The organism is Achromobacter sp. CSND-B12, from assembly GCF_052906545.1.
Genome location: NZ_JBREGJ010000001.1, coordinates 734903 through 757394, shown reverse-complemented (window position 1 = coordinate 757394; position 22492 = coordinate 734903). Strand labels below are relative to the sequence as shown.

Below are 22492 nucleotides of genomic sequence, written 5' to 3'. Positions count from 1 at the left end.
GGATTGCGACAGGCCGCAGGCGTATGCTTGGCGGCATGAAAAACATCGCGTTCCTGCTGCCCAGCGGCGCCAATATCGCTTCGCTGGAAACCGCCCGGCACGGCTTTCTGGTGGCCAACGAATACCTGGCCGCGCAGGGGCGGCCGGCGCGCTTCACGGTGCGCACGCTGGCCGCCACGCGCCAGGTCAGCCTGGACGACGGCCGCATCACCGTGCAGGCCGACCTGGTGCTGGACGAGGCCCGCGATATCGACATCTGCATCGCGCCGCCATTGCTGGGCGCGGTGTCCGACGCGGTGCTGTCGAACCGCGATCTCATCGAGTGGCTGTCCCGCCACTACCGCGGCGGCGGCGAAGTGGCCAGCCTGTGCCTGGGCGCGGCCTTGCTGGCCGCCGGGGGCTTGCTGGACGGCCAGCAGGCGGTGGTGCATTGGGCCGCGCGCAATCTGTACGCCAACCTGTTTCCGTCGGTCGACTGGAGCTGCGACCGCGTGGTCCAGTCCGGCAACGGCATCTACACCAGCGGCGGCGCCTTCTCGGCGGCGCACCTGGTGCTGCACCTGATCGAGAAATACACCGATCGCGACACCGCCATCTGGTGCGCCAAGTACTTCCAGCTGGACTGGAGCCGCCAGAGCCAGCTGCCGTTCTCGGTGTTCATGGGCCAGAAGTCGCACGCCGACCAGGTGGTGCGGGCGGTGCAGGATTTCATCGAAAGCCGCTACACCGAGAAGATCACCGTCGAGGACCTGGCCGACCGCCACGCCATGGGCCGCCGCACGCTGGAGCGGCGCTTTCGCCAGGCCACCGGCAACAGCATCGTCGAATACGTGCAGCGGGTGCGGGTCGAGGCCGCCAAGAAACGCCTGGAAAGCTCGCGCAAAAGCGTGGCCGAAGTGATGTACGAGGTCGGCTACAACGACACCAAGGCCTTTCGCGACATCTTCAACAAGTACTGCGGCATGTCGCCGGTGGGCTACCGCGAACGCTATCAATGACGGCGGGCGGCGTTGCCGCAAGCCGGAGGTCGCGCGGTTCGCCGGAACGCGCGGCGCCCGGCCCGGGCGGGGCCGCTACGAGGCCGCCAGGGCCTGGCGGGTCCGCCGCGCCAGGCGTTCGAGCAGGGCGCTGCTCAGGCACCCGGCCAGCGCGAACGCCACCGCCACCCACAAGGCCCAGGTGGCGCCGCCGCGGGCATTGAAGGCAAAGCATGCCGCCACGAACGCCGCGCCCATGGTCTGGCCCAGTAGCCGCGCCAGGCCGGACAGGCCGCTGGCCACGCTGGCGCGGTGCGCCGGCACGCTGAACATGATGAAGCGCTGGTTGGGCGACAGGAACAGCCCGAACCCCGTGCCGCACAACGCCATGGGCAGCATCACCGCCCATATCGGCGCGCCAGCGGGCAGCCCGCTCAGGATCAGCAGGCCGGCGGCCAGCAGCGCCAGGCCGACCGCGCCCAGCAGGCTGGCGGACATGCGGTCCGACCACTTGCCCGAGAACGGCGCCAGGCAAGCCCCCATCACCGGCCAGGGCGCGATCAGCATCCCGACTTCGGCGATGCCGCGGCCGAGCGTCTGGTTCAGCAGGAACGGCAGCGCCACCATGGCGGCGCCCTGCGCCGCGAAGGCCAGCACGCACACCAGCACGGCCATCGAGAAGGGCGCCAGGCGCAGCAGGTCCAGCGGCACGATCGCGTGCGCGCTCAGGCGTTCGCGGCGCAGCAGCAGTGCCCAACTCAGCGCGCAGCATGCCCAGATCAGGGCGGTGCCCCAGTCCGGTTGCGCCGCGCGTTCCAGGCCCTGCACGGCCAGCCCGAACGCCAGCGCGCACAGCACGGCCGCGCCGGCGTCGAGCGCCTTGCCATCGCCGGGCAAGCGTGGCAGGTGCCGGCCGGCCAGCATCAACGCCACCAGGCAGAAGGGCACGTTCACATAGAACAGCCAGTGCCAACTCAGCACCGTCAGCATCGCCGACGCCAGCACCGGCCCGCCGGCCAGCGACGCCGCCGCGATCATCGCGTTCAGGCCCATGCCGCGGCCCAGTTCCTCCTTGCGATAGATGGCGCTCACCAGCGCCATGTTGCAGCCCATCAGCGCCGCGGCAGCCAGGCCCTGGGCTGCCCGCGCCGCTTCCAGCGACCACAGCGACTGCGCCGCGCCGCACCAGACCGAGGCGGCCAGGAACAGCCACAGCGCCGGCAGGAACACCCGCCGGTGCCCGATCTTGCCCGCCAGCGCGGCAAGCGGCAGCATCGTCGCCACCATGACCAGCTGATAGACGGTGACCACGCCGATCACGTCGGCCGCGCCGACGCCCAACTGCGACGCCATCGACGGCAACGCCGTGTTGGTCATGGAGGTATCGAGCGTCGCCATCGAGATCGACAGGGACACGGCCAGCATCGCGTAGCGGCGCGCGGCGGGTGTCAGGGGGGCGGGGGAGGAAGCGGGGGAAGCTGGCATCGCGGCACGCAGGGAGACTGGCAAGGAGACAGAAAACGTGAGACAGAAGAACGTGGACAGAAGAACGTGAGACCGAAATCGGGCCATGGAAAACGGTCCCAGTATGAAAGCCTCGCTTCTTGCGGTGAATAGCAAAATCCGGAAAGCAGCCTTGCAGATATGAAATACTGGAACCGATTAGCATGGCCGCGGAACGCGTCGAAAGCGAGGGCAGGGTGAACCGATCGGAAGGCATGGCGCTGCTGGTGGCGGCCGTGGACCAGGGCAGTCTCAGCGGCGCTTCGCGCGTCAGCGGGATTTCATTGGCGTCCGTCAGCCGGCGCATCAGCGCGCTGGAGGAACGCGTGGGTACCCGCCTGCTGGTGCGCTCGACCCGCGCCCTGCGCCTGACCGAGGCGGGGCAGCGCTATTACGCCGAGGCCAAGCGCCTGCTGGCCGAGATGGACGAACTGGAAAGCAGCATGCGGATCGACGCCGCCGAGCCCTCGGGCCGGCTGCGCGTCACGGCGCCGACGCTGTATGGGCGGGTGCACCTGCAGCCCTTGCTGGCGAAGTTCCTGATGCAGCATCCCAAGGTCGCGCTCGACCTGCATTTGCTGGACCGCCCCGTCAACCTGCTGGAGGAGGGCATCGACCTGGCCGTGCTGGTCGGCGAACAGCCCAGCTCCAGCCTCGTCGCCCGGCGCCTGGGCTCCATCCGCTGGGTCCTGAGCGCCTCGCCCGACTACCTGGCGCGGCGCGGCATCCCTCACAGCCTGCAGGACCTGGCGCAACACGACGGCCTGGTGTACAGCCACCTGGCGACGGAGGATGCGTGGACGCTGATGGACAAGGGCAAGCCCACCATCGTGCGGGTGTCGACCCGCATGCGCTCGAACACGGTAGATGGCGTCGTCACGGCCGCCGCCGCAGGCGCCGGCATCGTCTATGCGCCCGCCTGGGCCATCGCCGACCACGTTGCGGCGGGCCGCCTGCGACCCTTGATGGTGGCTTCGGAAACCCCGCCCCGTCCGGTGTTCGCCTTGATGACGCACCAGCGGCTGATGGCCGGCAAGGTACGGTCGCTGGTGGAGTTCCTGGTGGAAAAACTGCGGGAAAAGTCCCTCAACGAGCTGTGACCTGGCACCCGCGAGTGGCGTTTTCCCCCGCAGGCCGGTGTTCAGAGGCCGTCCAGCAGCGCCTCGCCGGTCTCGCTCGCCGACTTGCCCTGGTTGACGGCATCGGTCAGCGTCGTCACGAACCCCGTCAGCACCAGCTTGGTGTCGGGATCGGACAGGCGGATTGAGCCATGTTTTGTCCGAATGACGTCACAGAATGCGCTCCTGTTGAAATCCTCGGAGCAATTTGTGAACTCGCCAGAATTCTTGCCGCCGGAAGCGGTATGCCAGGACGCGGTGCTGGAACCGCATCAGATCGACCAGCTCAATACCAGTATTCCTTCTTCGGAAATCAGTCATGCCCTGGTCCGGTTGAACTGCAAGCGGATCGCCTTGCATGGCCCATCGGGTACGGGAAAGACAACGTTGGCGCGCTGGTTGGCGGCTCAGCTCGGACGGCCTTTGTTGATCGTGCGCACAGCGGATCTCCTGCCGACCGCTGGCGCCCAACGGATCGCTGCCATGACGTCCCAAGCGTGCCATCAAGGCGCCGTCCTGCTATTGGAGGACGCGGATTTTCTGCTGCACCGGGGGCGTCCTGGCAGAGAGATATGGGAAGTGGCGCTTGCGCACGAGGTCGAGTCCGCGCTGGGCAAATATCAAGGTGTCGCCATTGCATCGAGCAGCCTTTGCGAAGTGCCGGATCCGGGCTCGTTGCGGCAGTTCGAGATGAATATCCGCGTCGATTATCTGAGGGAGGAGGATGCCTGGACGCTGTTCATGGAAGCCGCCGCCAGCTTGAACATTGAAGATCTGCTGACGGTGGCGCCGCGCGAGCTTGCCCGGCTTTATCTGCTTGCACCCGCGGATTTCGCTAGCGTTGTGCGGCAGGCGAGGTTTCGACCTGTGAAAGACCTGCGCGAACTTTACGTCCGCTTGTATGCGGAGTTCAGCCTGAAACTGCGGCCTTGGGAGCGACTTGGGGCTTTGCGCTCGCAGGCGCGGGGCATGGCATGAAACATCGCAAGCTTCGTCTGTCGTGTGAATTGCTGAATATGCTGCGTGCACCCCGAGAGGTCGTGGTCATCACGGGTTCGGGATTGGGGGTCGCCAGCGGCCTGCCTGCCAGCCGCGACGGCCTTGATGGCCTTTGGAGCCGGCATGACCCGCAAGATCTGGCCACGGCCGAAGGATTCAGGCGTGATCCCGCGTCGGTATGGGCGTGGAATTCGGACCGTCGGGTGCGTGCCAGTAGGGCGATGCCAAATGCGGCGCATCGGGCGATAGCGGAATTGGCGAAAGTTGTCCCGTTGATGACGGTCATTACCCAGAACGGCGACAATTTGCACGAGCGCGCGGGAACACGGCGTACGATCTATCTACATGGCCGATTGGATGATGCCTGGTGTCCTGCCTGTGGGGTTCCCCACGTTTCTCAACCCTACGGCAACAACTCTGCCAATCGATCGCCCAGACACGCCCATTCGGCGCCTCCTGCATGCCGGCTCTGCGGGGCATTTGTGCGTCCCGGCCGTCTCTGGCATGGAGAAAGGCCGCAGGCAGCATTGTGGAGGACTTGCCACATCGTGGCCACGTCCGCGCATCTTGTGCTGACCGTCGGTACGTCCTGCCAATCCCCAGCCGCGGCCGAGCTCTGTTATGCGGCGCTGGCGGCGGGTGCGAAACTGGTGCAGATCAATCCAAATCCGACCCCAATGGATCGATTGGCCTCGCATAATTTGCGCGGCAAGGCCGAAATTCTCCTGCCCTTGCTTCTCACATACGGGTGGCCCGGCACCTGACTGTGTTTCCGCGGGTCAGGTATAGCGTTCGACCAGTCGTCGGGCATTGTCGGCAAAGCTGGTCCGGACCGACTCGGGTTGCAGGACCTCGATGGAGCAGCCGTAACCATGCAGCAGTTGCCATAACATGGTCGAAGGCTTCACTGTCGCCCGCAATACAAATCCGCCGTCGCATTCCTGCATGCGCTGATCCTGCGCCAGCCAGAATTCGCGCAGCGGATGACGACGGGGGCGGCCATCCTCCATCAGGGGCTCATCAACCTTGAGTACGATTTCAATGTTCTCACTGCTGTGAAAATTGAGGGCGTCCTCCCGCCGTACGTAGTCCTCCAGGTCGAAAGAAGGATCCTCATCAGCGGCCTCGTCAAGTACTTGTACGTGGGATAAGCGGTCCATCCGGAAGAGAAATCGCCGCCCGGGACGTTGCGTTCCCCAAGCCACCATATACAAGACGCCGGCCCGGTCGACCATGGCCAGCGGCGTCATGACGTAGATCCGCTCGGCGGGCGCTTTCTCGCCGAATTGGGTGTTGCGAAACGACAGCTTTCGTCCGTAATACAGGGCTTCCGTGACGGGGCGGTACACGTCCGCGCTGAAACGGGGGAGCACGACCGGATGTGTGCCGTCGATGCGCAAGGTCTTGCGCGCCCAGCTGTGCGCACGGCCAGCGCCCGGATGTCCTTGGTGGGCGGCAAGAAAGCGCGTGGCATCCGCGAAGGTGTCGGCCAGATCCTCCAGTACGACCGTTGGCAGATGGCGGTCTGCCACTTGCTTTAGCGCACACATGGCCATCGCCATGTTGACATTCATGTTCTGGATATTGAATTCGCTGCGTCGAATCGTGCGATACCAACGGGTTGCCCGGGTTGCGCCGCGGAAACCCACGCTGTCGAGCTTGAGCAGGGTCCGGCGGATCTGGCGTGAATCCGGGACCGGCTGATGCATGCTGGCAAGTCGTTCGCGAATTTCCGACATCGATATGCCACCGTCTTCGGATTCTTCGTCTTCGATATAAGGAAGAATTCTCAACAGGCTGGCCAGCAGAAGTTGTTGTCTATCCATTTAAACCAGTCACAAATCGGAATGCTGCGCGATTCTATCCCCGGTGCGGCCGAAATATGCGTGGGTCGCGCGTTCTAACGAACCCTCAGGGCGGCGAATTACTTTCGCTGCGACACGATATGTCGCAGCGGTTTTCCTTGAGGAAGGGTGGGTTGCGACGGTTGATCACGCTTTCTCTTGATTTGAAGTCAAGGGCATGGCCCAGGATGAGCGCAGGAGTGTTTTTCGTGGGGGCGTCATTAATAATGCGGGTATTATTATCTGACGCATTCAGTTACTACCAGAAAACGCTATGCCTGAGTTACAGATTGGCTTCGTGGCACAACTTCCCTGTTCTGTCGGACTTGCGGCGCCCCCGTATTCCGTCCGATGACCACGCGCCCCAAAAATCTGGCCACGTTGCGCATGGCCCTGGATTTGATTCAGCGCATCCCCCATCACCGAAAAATTACCGCGGTCGAGTTGCATCGGCAATTGCTGGCCGCGGGCCATATTCGTGATCTGCGCACGGTTCAACGGCAGCTGGAAATGTTGAGCGTGCATTTCGATGTCGAACGGGACGATCGAAACAAGCCGTTTGGATATCGCCGCAGATCCCGATATTCGAATGCCGTGGAGGCGGACAGCGAGTCGACGCCGCCATTGGCGTACACGGCGACAAACCCTCGCAGAAAAAACGTGTTGCATGCGGTCAGCGATGCGCTTGGTGCCGGGCGCTGGCTGGAATTGAGCTACGGCAAGGACGGCGCGCCCTCTTTGCCTGACAAGGTGGGGCCATTGGGGCTGACGCAGCACGGCGATGACGTTTTGCTGGTGTACAGCGTGCTGGCTCCAGTGCGCGTGGGCTGTCTGGCGCTGGACCGCATTGTCGCGGCACGCGTCACGAACATTCCCTTTGAACGCCCGGAGGGATTCCGGCTGCAACGCTTGGATGCAGAGGCGGTTGTGGATGTGGGCGGTATGGAAACGATTGACGAGTGGGCTCAACCGGGTGTCTGTCATCAATGCTGAGTCGCAAGGGAGTACGAAGCGGTGCCCGCGCCGCGACGAGAGCAACAAAGGCGGCCGGCGGTCCGGGAACAAGGAAAAAAAAGACGGCGCTTCAAGTCGCTCCGTCGACGGCGAAGAAAGCGGCGCCGCGTTTTAATGTGCTGGTGATGGCGACGGTCAGCGCTGGCAAGAGCTCGCTGATCAATGCCCTGATCGGCCGCGAATTACTGCATTCGGCGAATGAGGCGACCACGGCGTGCGTGGCTTCCATTGAGCATCGCCCTGACCAAAGCGGGTTTCATGGACGCTGCCTATCGAGTACGGGGCGCGAACTGGTTCGTCACGACGACGTTTCCGCTGATCAGATCCGGAGCTGGAATGGCGACGCTCACGTACGCCGGATAGATCTGAGCGGCCCTTTTCGCAGTTCCAGGGGCCTGGCCAACCGGTTGGTATTGCACGATACGCCGGGCCCAAACAACAGTATGGACGCCGACCACGAAAAACGCGTGTTCGACGCCTGGCGCAAGATCCCGGTCCAGTTCGTGCTCTACGTGTTGGATATCGGCCAGCTCACGACTGCGGACAACAAGGCGTTGTTGCTCAAACTGCATCGGCGGATCAAGGCCCGGCCCGGCCTGCGCATCGCGTTCGTTCTCAACAAGGTTGACTTGCTTGACCGAGAGCGTGGCGAAGACCTGCAAGCCTATGTGGCGCAGGCTCGCGCTTTTCTGGAAGAAGCCGGCTTTGCTGAGCCGATGGTCATTCCCACCATGGCGGCCGCTGCCCTCTACGCCACCATGGCCCGGCATGACGAGCCGCTGACCCGGGGGCAGCGCGCCAGGCTGCGGCAGGCCTTGCAGGCTATGGAAGACCACGAACAAGGACTGGTGTCAGCCGCGATCGTCCCGGCAGCGGTGCGGCGGCGCGTGCTCAAGGATCTGTCCGAACTCGAGCCGATCCGCCCGGCCCTGTCTGGCGGCGACCAGGCGCTTGCCACCGAAGACTGGCAGCGCTTGGTTTGCATGAGCGGCATCAGAACCATCGAACACCTGATCAAACATCAACGCAATGCCTACGAAAAATCATGAACTGCATCGATATCACCCATAATCCATTTATCGTTGAGACGACCTTCCTGATCAACGGCGAAGTGCCGGCCGAAGGCTGCAAATTATCGAGTTATCGCGAAAGCCGCCTTCAGACCTGGATAGAGCGGCTGTTTGACGAGTTGAGCCAACTCTTCAATGGCGATGACCGGTTCAAGGTCAGCTTCAAGGGCGTGGAATCGGATTATCTGGATGTCGCGGAGGCCGCGCAGGCAGCCAGGAACCGGGGCATGCAGGTGGAGCTTGATTGGGTTCGCACCGAGCATACTGAAGTACGGTTGGAAAAGATCCGCGAACTCGTGGACGAAGCGCTATCGCACCCGAAGCTGCAGTCCTACTTCAACGACAACGCCGATGCGAAAGCCGCATTGGACGAGGCGCTCGGCAACGACTTCGATGTCTGCGTCGTCGCCACCATGTCTGCGGGCAAATCGACGTTGATCAACGCGATGCTGGGCCGCGATTTGCTGCCCGCCGCGAACGAGGCGACGACGGCCACGATCGCCCGGATCGTTCATAACGGCGACCTCGGGGAACGCTTTAGCGCCGCCCGCATTACCCGTGATGGAGAGCAGGCGGAAGCTTCCGAGCAGGCCGGGCTTGAGTTGATTCAGCGGTGGAACCGGATGGAGGATACGGCCATGATCGAGCTCGAGGGGGCGATTCCGGCCGTCCGGGACCGCGACAATGTACGTCTGGTGCTGACCGATACCCCTGGGCCGAACAACAGCCAGGATGAAAATCACGAGCGCGTCACCATGGGTTTCATCCAGGATTCGCGGCGCAATCCGCTGATCCTGTATGTCCTGAACGCCAGCCAGCTGAGTATTGACGATGACCGCAATCTGCTCGAATTGGTCGGCCAGGCAATGCGCAAGGGCGGTAAACAAAGCAAGGATCGTTTCATCTTCGTGGTCAACAAGATGGACGTGTTTGATCCCGAAAAGGGCGAGGATCCGAAAGAAATTCTGGAACGGGTGAAGCAGTACCTGGTGAGCAACGGCATCCAGAATCCCTTGGTCTATCCGGTATCCGCGAATCTGACGCGCCTGATTCGCAAGCCTGGCGATCTGCATTCACGCAAGGAACGAGGCGATTACAGCACCATGGCGGAGCTGTTTGACCTGGAGCCTTGCATGAATATGCTCCAGTACATGCCATTGACGTCCCGGGTCAGCATGGCGTTGGCCGACAAGCAGTATTCGCCTCTGTTGCTCAGCAGCGGCCTGCCGGCAGTGGAGACAATGATCGACGAATACATCGACAAATACAGCTTGCCTCATCGAGCCAAACGCGCCAGCGAAGCGCTGAGCCGGGTCATTGAAATGGGCTTGAACGAGGCGGGCCTGGCCGACCAGCTGAATACGGACGAGCGCGCGCTGAAAAAACTCAATGATGAGCTGGAAGGCTTGCAGCAGCGGCGCGCGCGGGGATCCGATGTGGACGCATATGTCGAGGAATTGCGCTCGAGCGAGAGGAGCCTGCCTTCACGGACGATCGAAACCCTTGTCGAACTGGAAGCCGAGATGATTGCGTCGATTCGCAAGGTGTCGGATGGCTTCTCCGGAAAGAGCGAATTGTCCAAGGCGAAAGCCAGGGTGGAGCAGGCCTCGTCCCAGCTTCGTTTCGAGTACAACAGGCTCGCCAATCTGTACCAGGGCGCATTCGAGGCCAGCCAGAAATACGTGGCCGAAGACCTGCAGAAAACGTACCAGGAATACGTTCTCGAGATCTTCCAAGACTATGAGGAGCTTGAGTTTCCGGCCATGGAGAGCCTTCGGAGAAGCGTTGCCGATATCTCCTTGAATCTGGACATACGCAAGGCCGAGGTCGAGCGGGAGCAAGTGGTGGTCGGGTACCGGAAAGTCAGCACGAGCCGGTGGTACAACCCGTTTTCATGGGGCGACGAGAAGTCCGTGCCTGTCTTCGGTGACGAAGAATTCGTCGATCTCGCGAAGGTGTGGAAGAGCAGGCAAACCCAGGTGCAGGCGGAGTTCACCAACCTGAGCCTGGCCGAGGTCGCGCGGATAAAAGCGGGCAGGGATCAGTTGGTCGACCAGTTCCTGGCATTCATGGCCGACGAGTTCGACCAACGGTTCAACGAATTGGTGGAATCCGTGAGGGACAAGGCGCGTGACCGCGATGCCCGCGAGCGGGCCGTGGAAGAAGGCAGGGCGTTGCGCGCATGGATTGCCACATTCAAAAACAGGCTCGAAGCCACGCTGGCGGTCTGAAACGGAGCATATGAGCATGACGACGAATTTCATTCCATCCGACAACCTCAAGCACTACGTCGAAGCGGGCGAGTTAAGTACGGCGCGCGCGGCGCTGTTCATGGAACTCGATGACTCCGAGCTTGAGGCAGCCGACCTGCGCGCCGCGCAAGCCTGGGCGGCCAGCCGCGTGGCCGGCCTGTACGAGGCATACGCCGAATCCGCCTTCGCACGCGCTATTGACCGTGAAGAAGACCATTGGAAGGTCGAATATTTCGATACGCAGATGGTGTATTTGAAGATGAACTTCTGCGAGGCGCGCTTTTTGCATCTGATTTCCGTTCGCCAGAAGTTACGGGATGCCAGCGTGGGACGGTTTCAGGCCAAGGCCGCGCCCGAGGATGTTTCGCGCGGCAACCATCGCCCTGCGGCGTCGCCTTCGAAATCGGCACTGCCTCCGGCGGTGCGCGCGCTCTTGATCGTCGGCGGCGCTGCCGCTGCGCTGGCGTTGTTCCTGACTATGTGGGGGAAATAGGCCGTGAACGCAGTCATTCCAAACGCCGCCGCATTGCAACACGTCCGTGAGAACGCGGCCCAGACGCTGGATGCCGCGCGCGTGCTGATCAACCGCAGCTATTTGTCCGAACTGCAGCATTACGCCGTTCGGCCGTATTCAAGCGCGACGCCTGCGTTCAAGTCCGCCGCCGACCTGCGGATATTCCGCATCGATCGCATCGTCCAGAATAACAAGCAGTCCGTCCTGGAAAGCACCACCGCCGCCTATACCGCGTTGGGCGCGGCGGGCCATGCCGTGTTCCTGCTGCTGCGGTCGGACGGTGTCGAGACGGAGGTCTATATCGGTAGCCGGGGTAAATCCGGCAAGATGCTGGGGCACAACGCCGGCGAGCTGCTGCGCGAAACGTTCCGGGGGCATTTCAGCGGCAGTGCGCTGCAGGCGCTGAACCAGCAGGCGGTGGACAGTCTGCTCGACGGGGTTGCGTCGAGCAAGGACGACCCTTCTTCCAGCGTTACCGCGGTCACCGGGGTTCCCGCCTTGTCCAGCGCGGATCGGGAGCAGTTTGCCCAGGGGTTGGAGCGGTTTATCGACGCCGCCGAGCAACGGGTGTATCAAGCGATCATTCTGGCCGAACCCATTGCCTTGCAGGATCTGGACCTGATCCGGACCGGCTATGAGCAGGTTGCCACGCAGCTGTCGCCATTGCTTACGCAACAACTCGCCTTTGGTGTCCAGGAAAGCGACAGTATCGGCTTCAGCATCAGCCAGGGGTTGAGCGAATCGCTCGGTCATAGTCTTGGCTTGACCTGCACGACAGGCCAATCGCAGACGCGCGGTACGTCGACCACGGAGACCACGGGCAGTTCCAGGAATTCCAGTTCACATACCGCAGCCTCGAAGACCGGCAGCATCATTGGTGCCTCCGCAGGCGTGCTGGCCGGTTCATTCTTCGGTCCCCTGGGGGTGGTGATTGGCAGTCAGGTGGGAGCGGCGATCGGTACTGTCCTCAGCGAACAGGAGTCCGCAGGTACGAGTCACTCCCAGGCGGAAGGCCGCAGCGAGAGTCACACTGATTCCTGGGGGGAGTCGAGGGCGAAGACGGAATCCGTCACCCACTCGACCAGCCGTACGGACTCGCGTTCGGCGAACCGCACGACCGGCGCCAATCGTCAGGTTTCGATCGACTTGACCGACAAGAGCATCGAGCAGTTGCTCGGGCGGATAGACCATCATTTGATGCGTATCGACGAGGCCAAGACGTACGGCGGTTGGAACTCGGCCGCCTATTTCATCGGCGATAGCACCGCCTCTTCCGAGGCCTTGGCCAGCCTGTTCCTGGGGCTGATCCGCGGCAGTAAATCCAGCCACGAGGACTTTGCCCTGACCACCTGGAACTCGGCGCGAAAGTCGGCGGCACTGGATTGGTTGGCCGCGGTCAGCCATCCGCAGCTCGATCATCATTTCTCGAAGCGTATTCCGATCCCGTACGTTACTCCGGCGACCCTGGTGTCGGGACGGGAATTGGCGATTCAACTGAGCCTGCCACGCCGATCCACGTCTACCGTGGCGGTGGTGGAAACACAGGCTTTCGGCCGCAAGGTCCAGTATGTGGATGGCCGGCGAGCCGTTCCTGCCGGCAAGGGCACGCGCACGTTGAAGCTGGGACAGATGCGCCACCTCTGGGAGAACCTTCCGCAAAGCATCACTCTTGCGCTGGACCAGTTGACGAGCCACGTCTTTGTCAGCGGATCGACGGGCGCAGGCAAGAGCAACACGATGTACCAGATTCTCAGCCAGATCGAGGCCAACGAAATCCCGTTCCTGGTCATCGAACCGGCCAAGGGCGAGTACAAGCACGTATTCGGCCACAATCCCCGCGTCAGGGTGTATGGCACGAATCCGGCGCACTCCGAACTGTTGCGCATCAATCCATTCCGCTTTCCTGAAGCCATTCATGTGCTCGAGCACGTGGATCGCCTGATCGAGATTTTCAGTGTCTGCTGGCCCATGTACGCGGCAATGCCGGCGGTATTGAAAGAGGCCCTGCTGCTTGCCTACGAGCAGTGTGGCTGGGATCTGGAACTGTCCGTCAATCCTGGCTACGCGGATCTATATCCGAGTTTCGGCGATCTGCTTGCCACGTTGCACAGCGTGATCGATGCGTCGGTCTATTCACAGGAAGTGAAAGGCAACTATATCGGCTCGTTGACGACCCGGGTCCAATCCCTGACCAATGGCCTGAATGGCCGGATCTTCGCCGCCGACGAGATTGATGCCGACGATCTGTTCGAACGTTCCGCCATTGTCGATCTGAGCCGTGTCGGTTCCGCGGAGACCAAGGCTTTGATCATGGGCGTCCTGGTCATGCGCTTGAATGAACACCGGATGGCGAAAGGAGGCATGAACCAACCCCTGCGCCACGTCACGGTGCTTGAGGAGGCGCATCATCTTCTGAAGCGCGACCCCGTCGGCACGGGCGCCGAAGGCGCGGGCGTGGCAGGGAAGTCGGTCGAAATGCTGACCAACGCCATCGCCGAAATGCGCACCTATGGGGAAGGGTTCATCATTGTCGATCAGTCTCCCAACGCGGTCGATGTCGCGGCGATCCGTAATACGAACACCAAGATCATCATGCGCTTGCCCGACGAGGCGGACCGGCGTCTGATCGGCAAATCGGCCGGGCTGCGTGATGATCAACTGGAAGAGATTGCGCGCTTGCCCAAGGGCGTGGCCGTCGTGCACCAGAACGACTGGCTGGAGCCCGTGCTTTGCCAGGTGACGAAGTTCGAGGGCGAGACACGTCCTTATGCCTATGAGGTGCCGCGGCAAGCGGCAAGTTTCGCGCGCGAGACGTTCAATCACCAGGCGCTGCGCTTGTTATTGGCAAAACGGGTTCATGCGCCTTATCCGGTGGATCCGGGTGTTGTGGAGCGCGGCTTGCGTGAGCTGCCCCTGCGGGCGCCGGACAAGATTGCGGTGCATGACGTACTACGCTTGTTCCGTCAGGGGGAAGCCATTGCCCTATGGCAGCCGCAAGCATTTGAAAGCCTGGCCCGCCTGGTCGTCAATGTGCTTGGATGCCGACCCGAGATACGCAAACTGATCGAAACAGCAGCGGATTATGAACAGCTGCAGGCGGGCTTGGACGCCATCGTCAGGGCGCTGGTCCGGCATGTGGAGGATGACCTTTGCTTGGCGATACAGCAGTGCGTGATGAAAGACTATAGTCTGCAACGCGACAGCCACCTGGAGATCTACGCCGCTTGGCGCACCAACATCGAAAACAGGAAATCAGCATGAATTTCGAACACCTGCGTGCCGTTGGCGGCGATGCCCCGTGCCGTCTGGCGCAGTTGGCCTGGGATATGCCAGGAAAATGCGTACTGATCGCGGAACTGGACCGGCCGATGGTGGTGACGCAAGACATGCGCCAGGATCTACCGCCGCTGAGCGATGAGCGACGGGACCGGCTTGAGAGCCGCGGCTACCCGGACACGATTCTGGACGCCATCGGTAGCGACGCCGAAGCGAATATTTATGAAAATGCGGATTTGAAACCAGAGACGGTCAATGGAAAGGACGTGTTGATCCGCGGTGATATCGATTATGACCGGGAGGATGCGTTCGGCAAGACCAATCTGGAAAGAATGCGGGATGGCCGTGCGCCGCTCGACGACGGCGGGAAACCCATAGAGCTTCACCATATAGGCCAGTCGCAGGATTCTCCCCTTGCCGAACTGACGGGTTCGGAGCATCGGGGCAACGGCAATGACAATATCCTGCACAATAAATTGAAGGAATCGGAGATCGATCGGGGAAATTTTGGCGACGAGCGTGGCGACCATTGGAAGGCGCGTGCCACGCAGATTGATAATCAACGTGATCGGGAAACGTCATGAACGAACTTACCGCGCTGGTCGAGCGCAACCATGCCACCATTCGTCCTGCCCGGGGCGAGGATATTCAGCAGCTGGGAGAGAGTCTGGGCTTCGCTCTGGCCGATGAATACGTCGATTATCTGTCCACGTTTGGCGTCATTGTGTTTGGCGCTACTGAAACCTACGGGTTGGGAGTTCCGCCGGACTATTACTTGAATGTGCGGAACATGTACGCCGATCTGAGCCGCGACGCGACTTATCCCAGGCTCGCGGTGCCGCTGGTGGATGCGGGTGACGGGCATTACTACCTGTATGACAATGGCAGCCGACGAATCCTGTTGTGGGCGACACCCAATGGGGGCATCGTCCAGACCCTGAACGAAGGACTTGAAGCGTTTTTGGTCAAGCAGATCTTTCGTCCTTGACATGACCCGTGCCGTGGCGCGGCAGCACAAATTGGCAGATTGGCCGCGGCGTAACGCCGTCGCGGCAATTGCGCCGGCCGCAGGCCCATCTGCAGCGGGAGCAGGCCGGCCAACACTGAACGCAACGCACGGGAGCGCCATCATGTCTGCCACGGCCAGGCGCGGCGCCATCCCAGTCGGTCCGGCCGGCGCTCCGGCATCCTTCCGGTGTTGACGGTGGCCGGCCAGTAACGTATCGTTTTGCGCAGTTACCGGCCACCCCCCCCATGCATTCCCGTTTCGACCGATTCCGCGCCACCCCTCTCGGGCAGCAGCTCGAGGCCCTGATTGACGAGCCGGGCCGCTACCTCGAGTACGCGGCGCTGTCGCGGGTCGGCGTGGCCGCCGTCGCCGCCATCAGCGACGACGTCGAAACGATGTTCCCCGAAGTCGCGGCGGACACCACCGCGCGGCAGTTCTGCGGCGCGCTCGTGGCCGACCTGATGCGGCGCCATGGTCATGAGGTGGTGCAGGCGCGCGGCCGCGTGGCGGGCGCGATCTTCAGCTATGGCGCGGTGTTCAGCCCGCGGCCCGTGGCGCTGCCGTTCTCCGGGGTCATCGACGGGCTGGCGCGCATGCCGGACGCCGTGGCCAGCCTGATGGCGCGCGTGCGGGCGCCCTGGCGTACCCGCCGGCCCGAGGGAACCGGGTTTTCGGCCACCGAACACGTCTGCCTCCTGCGCGGCCTGGATACCGTGTTCGTCCAGCGCATCGAGGCCATTCTTGCCGCGCCGCTGCCGCGCATCGATTCCGTCGACGGCAGCGCCCTGGCGGCCGAGCGCGATTACCAGGAGCAGGACCCGGACGCCGCGCTGGCCTCGTTCCGCCGCGGCCGGGCGCAGTTGTGCGCCTCGCTGCGCAAGCTGGACGCGACGGCGCTGGCGCGGTGCGGCCTGCGCGACGGCCTGCACCGCATGACGCTCGAACAGATCGTGCGCGAGCTGCTCGAGCACGACCGCACCCATTGCCAGGAACTGGAAGAACTGCTCGCCGAACTGGCCCCGCCGACCGCTCGTGGCGAACGCGGCGCCGCATGAGCCGCGGCGCCCGCCGCCACGCCCGTGCCGCGGGTCCGCGACCGCATCGGCTATATTGCCAGCGCCCCTTTTCTTTCTCGCGGGCCGCCGCCGGCCCCATCGAATCCCATGCCTGAAAAACCCGTAGAACCGCAAGCCGTCCTCAGCCCCAACGCCCGCTACGCGATCTTCATCGTCGCCACGCTGAACCCCGGCGCCGACAACGCCGCCGCCGTGCGCGCCTGGTGTGAAGACGTCGGCAACCTGGTGCGCACCGTCGGCACGCGCGCGGTGGCCGCCGACCTGTCCTGTGTCTGTGGCTTCGGCTCGGCCGCCTGGGACACGCTGTTCGGCGCGCCGCGGCCCGCCGGCCTGCATCCGTTCCGCGAAATCGGCACGGGCGAGCGCGTCGCCGTGTCGACGCCGGGCGACATCCTGCTGCACATCCGCGCCGAAGCCATGGACGCCTGTTTCGAGCTGGCCACCTTGCTGGTGGCCGCGCTGGGCTCGGCGGCCACGGTGGTCGATGAAGTGCACGGCTTCCGCTACTTCGACCGGCGCGCCATCATCGGCTTCGTCGACGGCACCGAGAACCCGCAGGGGTTCGAACTGCCCGGCTACACCCTGATCGGCGACGAGGACGCAGCCTTCGCCGGCGGCAGCTACGTGCTGGTGCAGAAGTACCTGCACGACATGAGCGCCTGGGAAAAGCTGTCCACCGAACAGCAGGAACTCATCATCGGCCGCCGCAAGCTCACCAACGTCGAGCTGCCCGACGACGTCAAGCCGTCGTACTCGCACAGCGCCCTGACCACCCTGGAAGAAGATGGCCAGGAGATCAAGATCCTGCGCGACAACATGCCGTTCGGCCGCGCCGGCGCCGGCGAATTCGGCACCTATTTCATCGGCTACGCGCGTTCGCCCAAGCCGATCGAACAGATGCTCGAGAACATGTTCGTGGGCCGTCCTGCCGGCAACTACGACCGCCTGCTGGACTACAGCCGCGCCGTCACCGGCAGCCTGTTCTTCGTGCCGTCGGCCGAGCTGCTGGACGAGCTGGCTGAACGCGCAGGCTGATCGGCCTCAGTCGGGGATCTGCGGCTCGACCAGCCGCATCAGCTGGGCCAGCGACTCCTGCCAGCCCAGGTAGCACATCTCCGTCGGGATCACCGCGGGGATGTTCTCCTGCACCACGGTCATCTCCGTGCCGCAGGACACCTTGCGCAAGGTGATCGTGGTCTGCATGCGACCCGGCAGGTTCGGGTCGTCGAACTCATCGGTGTAGCGGATCTTCTCGCCCGGCACCAGTTCCAGGTATTCGCCGCCGAAGCCGTGGGCGTGGCCGGTGCCGAAATTGCGGAACGCCATGCGGTGCCTGCCGCCGACCTTGGCATCAAGCTCGAAGACCTCGCAGGTGAAGCCATACGGGGGCAGCCAGCGCACGACCGCGTCTGGCTCGAGGAAGGCGCGGTAAACGGTGTCGGGTGATGCGCGCAGGACGCGATGCAGGGTAACAGTGCCAGTCGTCATGATGAATCCGCCTTTGAAGGAAGTGGTGCGTATCGGGACGACGTATGAGCTTGGGGCGGATCGACAGGCCGGGCATTGGGACAAACCCTGAGTCCGGTCAAATTGCCGCGTCCGCCATCTCCCGCAACAGCACGTCCTCGTAGAACGCGCCGATCGGCAGCGTCCGGTCGCGCACCTGGATCTCCAGCACCCAGATGCCGTCGGCCGGCACGAATTCGGCCTGCGCCAGCCGGTGCCGGCCGTACAGCGCGTGCGGAAAATCCGCCACCCGGTGGCCCGGCACCTCGCGCACCAGCTCGCAGCCATAGTCGCGCGCGTAGGCCTCGGCGCGGTCGTACAGGGCCGCGCCGGTCAGCCCGCGCAGCCAGTCCTCGCGGGTGCGCCGGAACACCTGGCGCGCGGCTTCGGCGCAGCGCCGGCGGTCGGCATCCGCGCCCAGCACGAAGGTGTCGCCATAGTCACCCTCGTAGCCGTCCCAGACCGGGCCGATGTCCACCACGAACACGTCATCGTCGCGCAGCCGGCGCTGGAAGTCGGTGGGCTGCACCGCCGGCGACTGCGAGTCGGGGCCGAAGCGCACGTAGGTCGGATGCCAGTTGTGCGACGCGCCCATGCGGCGCAGGTGGGCGTCGGCCGCCGTGACCGCCTCGCGCGTGGTCATGCCGGGCCGCAGCAGCGCGGCAATCTCGCGCACCGCCTCGCGCGACCGGCGGCGGGCGTCGAGGATGCCGTCCAGGCTGAAACGCTGGCCGACCTGTTCCCACGGGTGGGCCGGGGCGGGCGCGACGCGCGTGGCGGGCCGATCCCGCGCCGGCACGAAGGCTTCGGACACGAAGCGGTCCGGCGGCAGGCCGGCCGCGCACAACCGATCCCGCGCCGCGCGCACCATGGCCGGGTTGCCGCAGGCGTAGGCCACCGTGCGCGGCCAGTCGTGGTCCGCGGCCAGGGCGGCGTCCTGCACGTGCCAGGCGGGCGTGGCGGATGCTCGCGACAGCACCGCCTGCCATTGGAACCCGCTGTGCTTGCCTTGCAGCGCGTTGAGCAGCGGGCCCGCGTAGCAGTCGTCCTCGTCGCGGCCGCCCCAGTAGAGCGTGACGCGCCTGATGCGCGGGTCCTGCAATGCCGCCATCATGATCGCGTGGACGCCGGCATAGCCGGTGCCGGTGGCCAGCAGCACCAGCTCCTGGACCACCTCGGCCCAGCCCCGCGCCGGCCAGACGCAGGCGCCGTGCGGGCCCGCCAGGGTGAGCGTGTCGCCGGGCATCAGGCGCGGCAGCACCCGTTCGGTGAAACCGCCGCCGGGCATGCGCCGGATGTGGAATTCGAGTCGGGCGGGGCCGGCCGCGGCTGGCACGCTGGCGATGGAGAACGGGCGCTCGCCGCCATCTTCCATCAGGAAGCGCACATGCTGCCCGGCCTGCCAGGTGAAGGCCCCGGCGGCGTCGTGGGGCGCCACGATCAGCCGGGTCACGTCGGCGGTCAGCGGCACCCGCGACAGCACCGTCACCGGGTAGTGGCGCGCCGGTTGCGCCGGCGCCTGCCAGTGCGCAAAGCGCAGCGCCAGGTCGCCGGTCGCCCGGCACTGGCACATCAGCAATTCGTCGGCGGCGGTGACATAGGTGCGCTCGGTGGGCGGCGCGATGCGGGCGTAGGCGCCGCCGGCCACCTGGGCCCGGCATGAACCGCACTCGCCGCGCTGACAGGAAAACGGCACGGCCACGCCCTGGGCCAGCGCGGCTTCCAGGATCGAGGTGCTGCCATCGCTGGTGAAGCGGCCGTGCTCGAGGACGATGGTGTGGGCGGGCGTGGACATGGCGCGATTCCGGTGGCGTGCCCCGGGGGGCGATGGGGGCAATGTAGCGATAGAATGGCTCGATGAAATAGGGCCATTTTCATGAACCAGACCAAGCCACTTTCGCGCGATACCCGCCAGGAGGCCAGCCTGGACCTGCCGGTCGATCCGCCGCGCCCTGACGAATCCAAGCAGTCCTGGGTGTACCGGCAGATCCGCGAGCGCATCCTGCGCGGCGTCCTGCCCTCGGGCGGGCGGCTGCCGTCCACCCGCAGCCTGGCGGCGCGCTGGCATGTTGCCCGTTCCACCGTCGAGGCCGCCTACGACCAGTTGCGCGGCGAAGGCTATACCGCCGGCGCGGTCGGGTCCGGCACCTATGTGGCGGCGGTCATCCCGGATAATTTCTTTCGCCACGGACTGCCGGGCGATACGGCCACGGCGCCCGCTGCCGCCACGCGCGGCGCGCCGCCCGCGCCGCGCTCGGCCCCGCGGGATGCCGACCGTTCGGTTCCTCCCTTGCGGCACGAACCGCCTTTCACCGCGCGCGGCGCCGACGCCTCGCTGTTCCCCATGGCGGCCTGGCGCCAGGGCCTGCTGGCCAGCGCCCGGCGGGTGACGGCGGCGCAACTGGCGCGCGAGGATCCGCAGGGCTGGTATCCCCTGCGCGAACAGATTGCGCGCTATCTCGGCGCGGCGCGCGGCATTGCCTGCGATGCCGACCAGGTGGTGGTGCTGACCGGCATCCGCGACGGCCTCGATCTCAGCGGGCGCATTCTGCTCACGCCGCGCGACAAGGTGCTGGTGGAAGACCCCGGCTACCTCAATGCCATGCCGCTGTTCAGCCAGTACACGCGGCGCGTGGTGCCGGTGGCCATCGACCAGCACGGCTTTTCCGTGGCGCGCGCCCGCCGCCATCGCGGCGTCAGGCTGGTGCATGTGACGCCGGCGCACCAGTCGCCCACCGGCGTCACCATGCCGGTGTCGCGCCGCCTGGAGCTGCTGGACTGGGCCGAGCAGGCCGGTTGCTGGATCCTGGACGACGACTACGACAGCGAATTCAACTACGACGGCGCGCCGCTGGCGGCCCTGAAAAGCCTGGACCGCGCCGACCGCGTGATTCACTGCGGCAGTTTCAACAAGACCCTGTTCAACGCCCTGCGCATCGGCTACGCGGTGCTGCCCCGGCCGCTGGTGGCGGACTTCGCCCGCGCCCGCTACCTGACGGGCCGCTCCGGCAGCATCGTCGAGCAGATGACGCTGGCGGCGTTCCTGGAGAACGGCGGCTTCGCGCGCCATGTGCGGCGGGCGCGGCCGGTCTATGCGCAGCGGCGCGATCGGGTGCTGCGCATGTTGCGCCAGGCGGTGGGCGCGGCGTCGCTGCAAGTCAGCGGCGAACATGCGGGCTTTCACCTGGTGTGGTGGCCGCCGCCCGGCATCGACGTGGCGGCATTGCTGGCGCGGGCGCGCGCGCTGGGTGTGGGGCTGCAGCCGGTCGCGGATTTCTGTCGGCGCGTGTCCTGGCCGGCGGGCGTGGTGATCGGCTACAGCGCGCGCCAGGAGGCGGAACTGGACAGCCTGGAGGCGCTGCTGCGGGAAGTCGCGGGCGTTTCGTAGCAAAATGCGGCATGGCGGCGCCGCGTCCCGCCTTCACCGTTTTTTCCAGGATTCCTCATGCCGCAACTCGATCTCTACCAGGTGGACGCCTTTTCCGCCGCGCCCTTTGGCGGCAACCCCGCCGCGGTGGTGCCGCTGGAGGCGTGGCTGCCGGATGCCACACTGCAACGCATCGCCGAAGAAAACAACCTGTCCGAGACCGCCTACGTCGTGCGCCGCGGCGACATCCACGAGCTGCGCTGGTTCACGCCCGCAGTCGAGGTCGACCTGTGCGGCCATGCGACCCTGGCGACCGCCTGGGTGCTGTTCGAGCAATTGGGCGCCAGCGAAGAGGTGCTGCGCTTTGCCACCCGCAGCGGCGAACTGCAGGTGCGGCGCGCCGGCGACGGGCTGGCGATGGATTTTCCCGCCAGGCGCCCGGTGGCCGAAGCCATCCCCGACGGCCTGCTGAGGGCGCTCGGCCTGCCGGCGGCGCGCGCGCTGTACCGCACCGACGACTACCTGGTGGTGATCGACGACGAAAGCCTGATCGACGGTCTCGCGCCCGACTTCGCCGCGCTGGCGGCGTTCGACGTGCGCGGCGTGGCGGTGACGGCGCCGTCCACCCGCTACGACTTCGTGTCGCGCTGGTTCGGGCCGCGCGTCGGCGTCAACGAAGACCCGGTCACGGGGTCGGCGCACACCTCGCTGGCGCCTTATTGGGGCGAGCGGCTGGGCAAGACCCGGCTCACCGCCGAGCAGGGCGGGGCGCGCAAGGGCCAGCTGCGCTGCGAGCTGCGCGACAACGGCCGCGTCATCATCAGCGGCCAGGCCGCGTTGTACCTGCGCGGCACGATCTTCCTGTGAACCGCGCCGCCATCACCGAAAACCTATTGCCTCATCAACACTTCAAATAAGGCCGCCGCGACACGCGCCTAGAATCTGCCGTCACGAGAGCCGGACGGAA

At 64.7% G+C, this 22492-nt stretch carries 19 protein-coding genes; 15 read left to right on the top strand and 4 right to left on the bottom strand.

The window, feature by feature from the left end:
• Window positions 1–23 precede the first annotated feature (23 nt).
• Window positions 24–998 carry a GlxA family transcriptional regulator gene (locus tag ACUTAG_RS03425; RefSeq protein WP_006385396.1) on the top strand — a complete coding sequence of 325 codons (975 nt, stop codon included), beginning with the start codon at window positions 24–26 and terminating at the stop codon, window positions 996–998.
• Window positions 999–1073: 75 nt separating this feature from the next.
• Here the strand turns inward: ACUTAG_RS03425 and ACUTAG_RS03420 are convergent, their stop codons facing one another.
• Window positions 1074–2462 carry an MFS transporter gene (locus ACUTAG_RS03420; RefSeq protein WP_020928571.1) on the bottom strand — a complete coding sequence of 463 codons (1389 nt, stop codon included), beginning with the start codon at window positions 2460–2462 and terminating at the stop codon, window positions 1074–1076.
• Window positions 2463–2644: 182 nt separating this feature from the next.
• Between ACUTAG_RS03420 and ACUTAG_RS03415 the strand changes: the two genes are divergently transcribed.
• From ACUTAG_RS03415 to ACUTAG_RS03405, 3 genes are all read left to right on the top strand, one after another.
• The gene (locus tag ACUTAG_RS03415) at window positions 2645–3580 is read left to right on the top strand and encodes a LysR family transcriptional regulator (RefSeq protein ID WP_054485286.1); all 936 of its coding nucleotides are present in this window, start codon (window positions 2645–2647) and stop codon (window positions 3578–3580) included.
• A gap of 183 nt (window positions 3581–3763) precedes the next feature.
• Entirely contained in the window at window positions 3764–4576 is an 813-nt protein-coding gene (locus ACUTAG_RS03410; protein ID WP_006384270.1) for an AAA family ATPase, read from the top strand.
• Window positions 4573–5361: an SIR2 family NAD-dependent protein deacylase gene (locus ACUTAG_RS03405; RefSeq protein WP_238866953.1), complete on the top strand. Its 789-nt coding sequence runs from the start codon at window positions 4573–4575 to the stop codon at window positions 5359–5361. The genes ACUTAG_RS03410 and ACUTAG_RS03405 overlap by 4 nt, the downstream gene beginning before the upstream one ends.
• 15 nt (window positions 5362–5376) lie before the next feature.
• Here ACUTAG_RS03405 and ACUTAG_RS03400 read toward each other — a convergent pair whose 3' ends face one another.
• Entirely contained in the window at window positions 5377–6423 is a 1047-nt protein-coding gene (locus tag ACUTAG_RS03400; protein WP_006384266.1) for a helix-turn-helix transcriptional regulator, read from the bottom strand.
• A 369-nt stretch (window positions 6424–6792) separates the two neighbouring features.
• Between ACUTAG_RS03400 and ACUTAG_RS03395 the strand changes: the two genes are divergently transcribed.
• From ACUTAG_RS03395 to ACUTAG_RS03355, 9 genes are all read left to right on the top strand, one after another.
• On the top strand, window positions 6793–7434 hold the full coding sequence (locus tag ACUTAG_RS03395; protein ID WP_131728640.1) for a hypothetical protein: 642 nt from the start codon (window positions 6793–6795) through the stop codon (window positions 7432–7434).
• A complete protein-coding gene (locus ACUTAG_RS03390; protein ID WP_082385361.1) occupies window positions 7428–8504 on the top strand; it encodes a dynamin family protein in 1077 nt (358 codons plus the stop codon). Before ACUTAG_RS03395 ends, ACUTAG_RS03390 begins: the two co-directional genes overlap by 7 nt.
• Window positions 8501–10756 (top strand): dynamin family protein, encoded by a 2256-nt coding sequence (locus ACUTAG_RS03385; protein ID WP_446649987.1) that lies wholly within the window; start codon window positions 8501–8503, stop codon window positions 10754–10756. The genes ACUTAG_RS03390 and ACUTAG_RS03385 overlap by 4 nt, the downstream gene beginning before the upstream one ends.
• Window positions 10757–10772: 16 nt before the next feature.
• Entirely contained in the window at window positions 10773–11270 is a 498-nt protein-coding gene (locus tag ACUTAG_RS03380; RefSeq protein ID WP_127481483.1) for a hypothetical protein, read from the top strand.
• A gap of 3 nt (window positions 11271–11273) precedes the next feature.
• The gene (locus ACUTAG_RS03375; protein ID WP_446649986.1) at window positions 11274–14552 is read left to right on the top strand and encodes a helicase HerA domain-containing protein; all 3279 of its coding nucleotides are present in this window, start codon (window positions 11274–11276) and stop codon (window positions 14550–14552) included.
• Window positions 14549–15151, top strand: a complete 603-nt coding sequence (locus tag ACUTAG_RS03370; RefSeq protein WP_076472501.1) for an HNH/ENDO VII family nuclease — start codon at window positions 14549–14551, stop codon at window positions 15149–15151. Before ACUTAG_RS03375 ends, ACUTAG_RS03370 begins: the two co-directional genes overlap by 4 nt.
• On the top strand, window positions 15148–15555 hold the full coding sequence (locus tag ACUTAG_RS03365; RefSeq protein WP_054505383.1) for an SMI1/KNR4 family protein: 408 nt from the start codon (window positions 15148–15150) through the stop codon (window positions 15553–15555). Before ACUTAG_RS03370 ends, ACUTAG_RS03365 begins: the two co-directional genes overlap by 4 nt.
• 266 nt (window positions 15556–15821) lie before the next feature.
• Window positions 15822–16631 (top strand): DinB family protein, encoded by an 810-nt coding sequence (locus ACUTAG_RS03360; RefSeq protein ID WP_148318270.1) that lies wholly within the window; start codon window positions 15822–15824, stop codon window positions 16629–16631.
• Between the two features lie 108 nt (window positions 16632–16739).
• A complete protein-coding gene (locus tag ACUTAG_RS03355; protein WP_047991274.1) occupies window positions 16740–17687 on the top strand; it encodes a Dyp-type peroxidase in 948 nt (315 codons plus the stop codon).
• A gap of 6 nt (window positions 17688–17693) precedes the next feature.
• On the opposite strand, the gene ACUTAG_RS03350 is transcribed toward ACUTAG_RS03355, so the two are convergent.
• Both ACUTAG_RS03350 and ACUTAG_RS03345 read right to left on the bottom strand, forming a co-directional pair.
• The gene (locus tag ACUTAG_RS03350; RefSeq protein WP_020928567.1) at window positions 17694–18140 is read right to left on the bottom strand and encodes an SRPBCC family protein; all 447 of its coding nucleotides are present in this window, start codon (window positions 18138–18140) and stop codon (window positions 17694–17696) included.
• Window positions 18141–18237: 97 nt separating this feature from the next.
• Entirely contained in the window at window positions 18238–19953 is a 1716-nt protein-coding gene (locus ACUTAG_RS03345) for an NAD(P)H dependent flavin oxidoreductase family protein (protein WP_148318268.1), read from the bottom strand.
• 81 nt (window positions 19954–20034) lie between these two features.
• Between ACUTAG_RS03345 and pdxR the strand changes: the two genes are divergently transcribed.
• Window positions 20035–21546: a MocR-like pyridoxine biosynthesis transcription factor PdxR gene (gene pdxR / locus ACUTAG_RS03340; protein ID WP_148318266.1), complete on the top strand. Its 1512-nt coding sequence runs from the start codon at window positions 20035–20037 to the stop codon at window positions 21544–21546.
• A gap of 57 nt (window positions 21547–21603) precedes the next feature.
• Window positions 21604–22392, top strand: coding sequence for a PhzF family phenazine biosynthesis protein (locus tag ACUTAG_RS03335; protein WP_148318264.1), 789 nt, complete (start codon window positions 21604–21606; stop codon window positions 22390–22392).
• The last annotated feature ends 100 nt before the right edge of the window (window positions 22393–22492 follow it).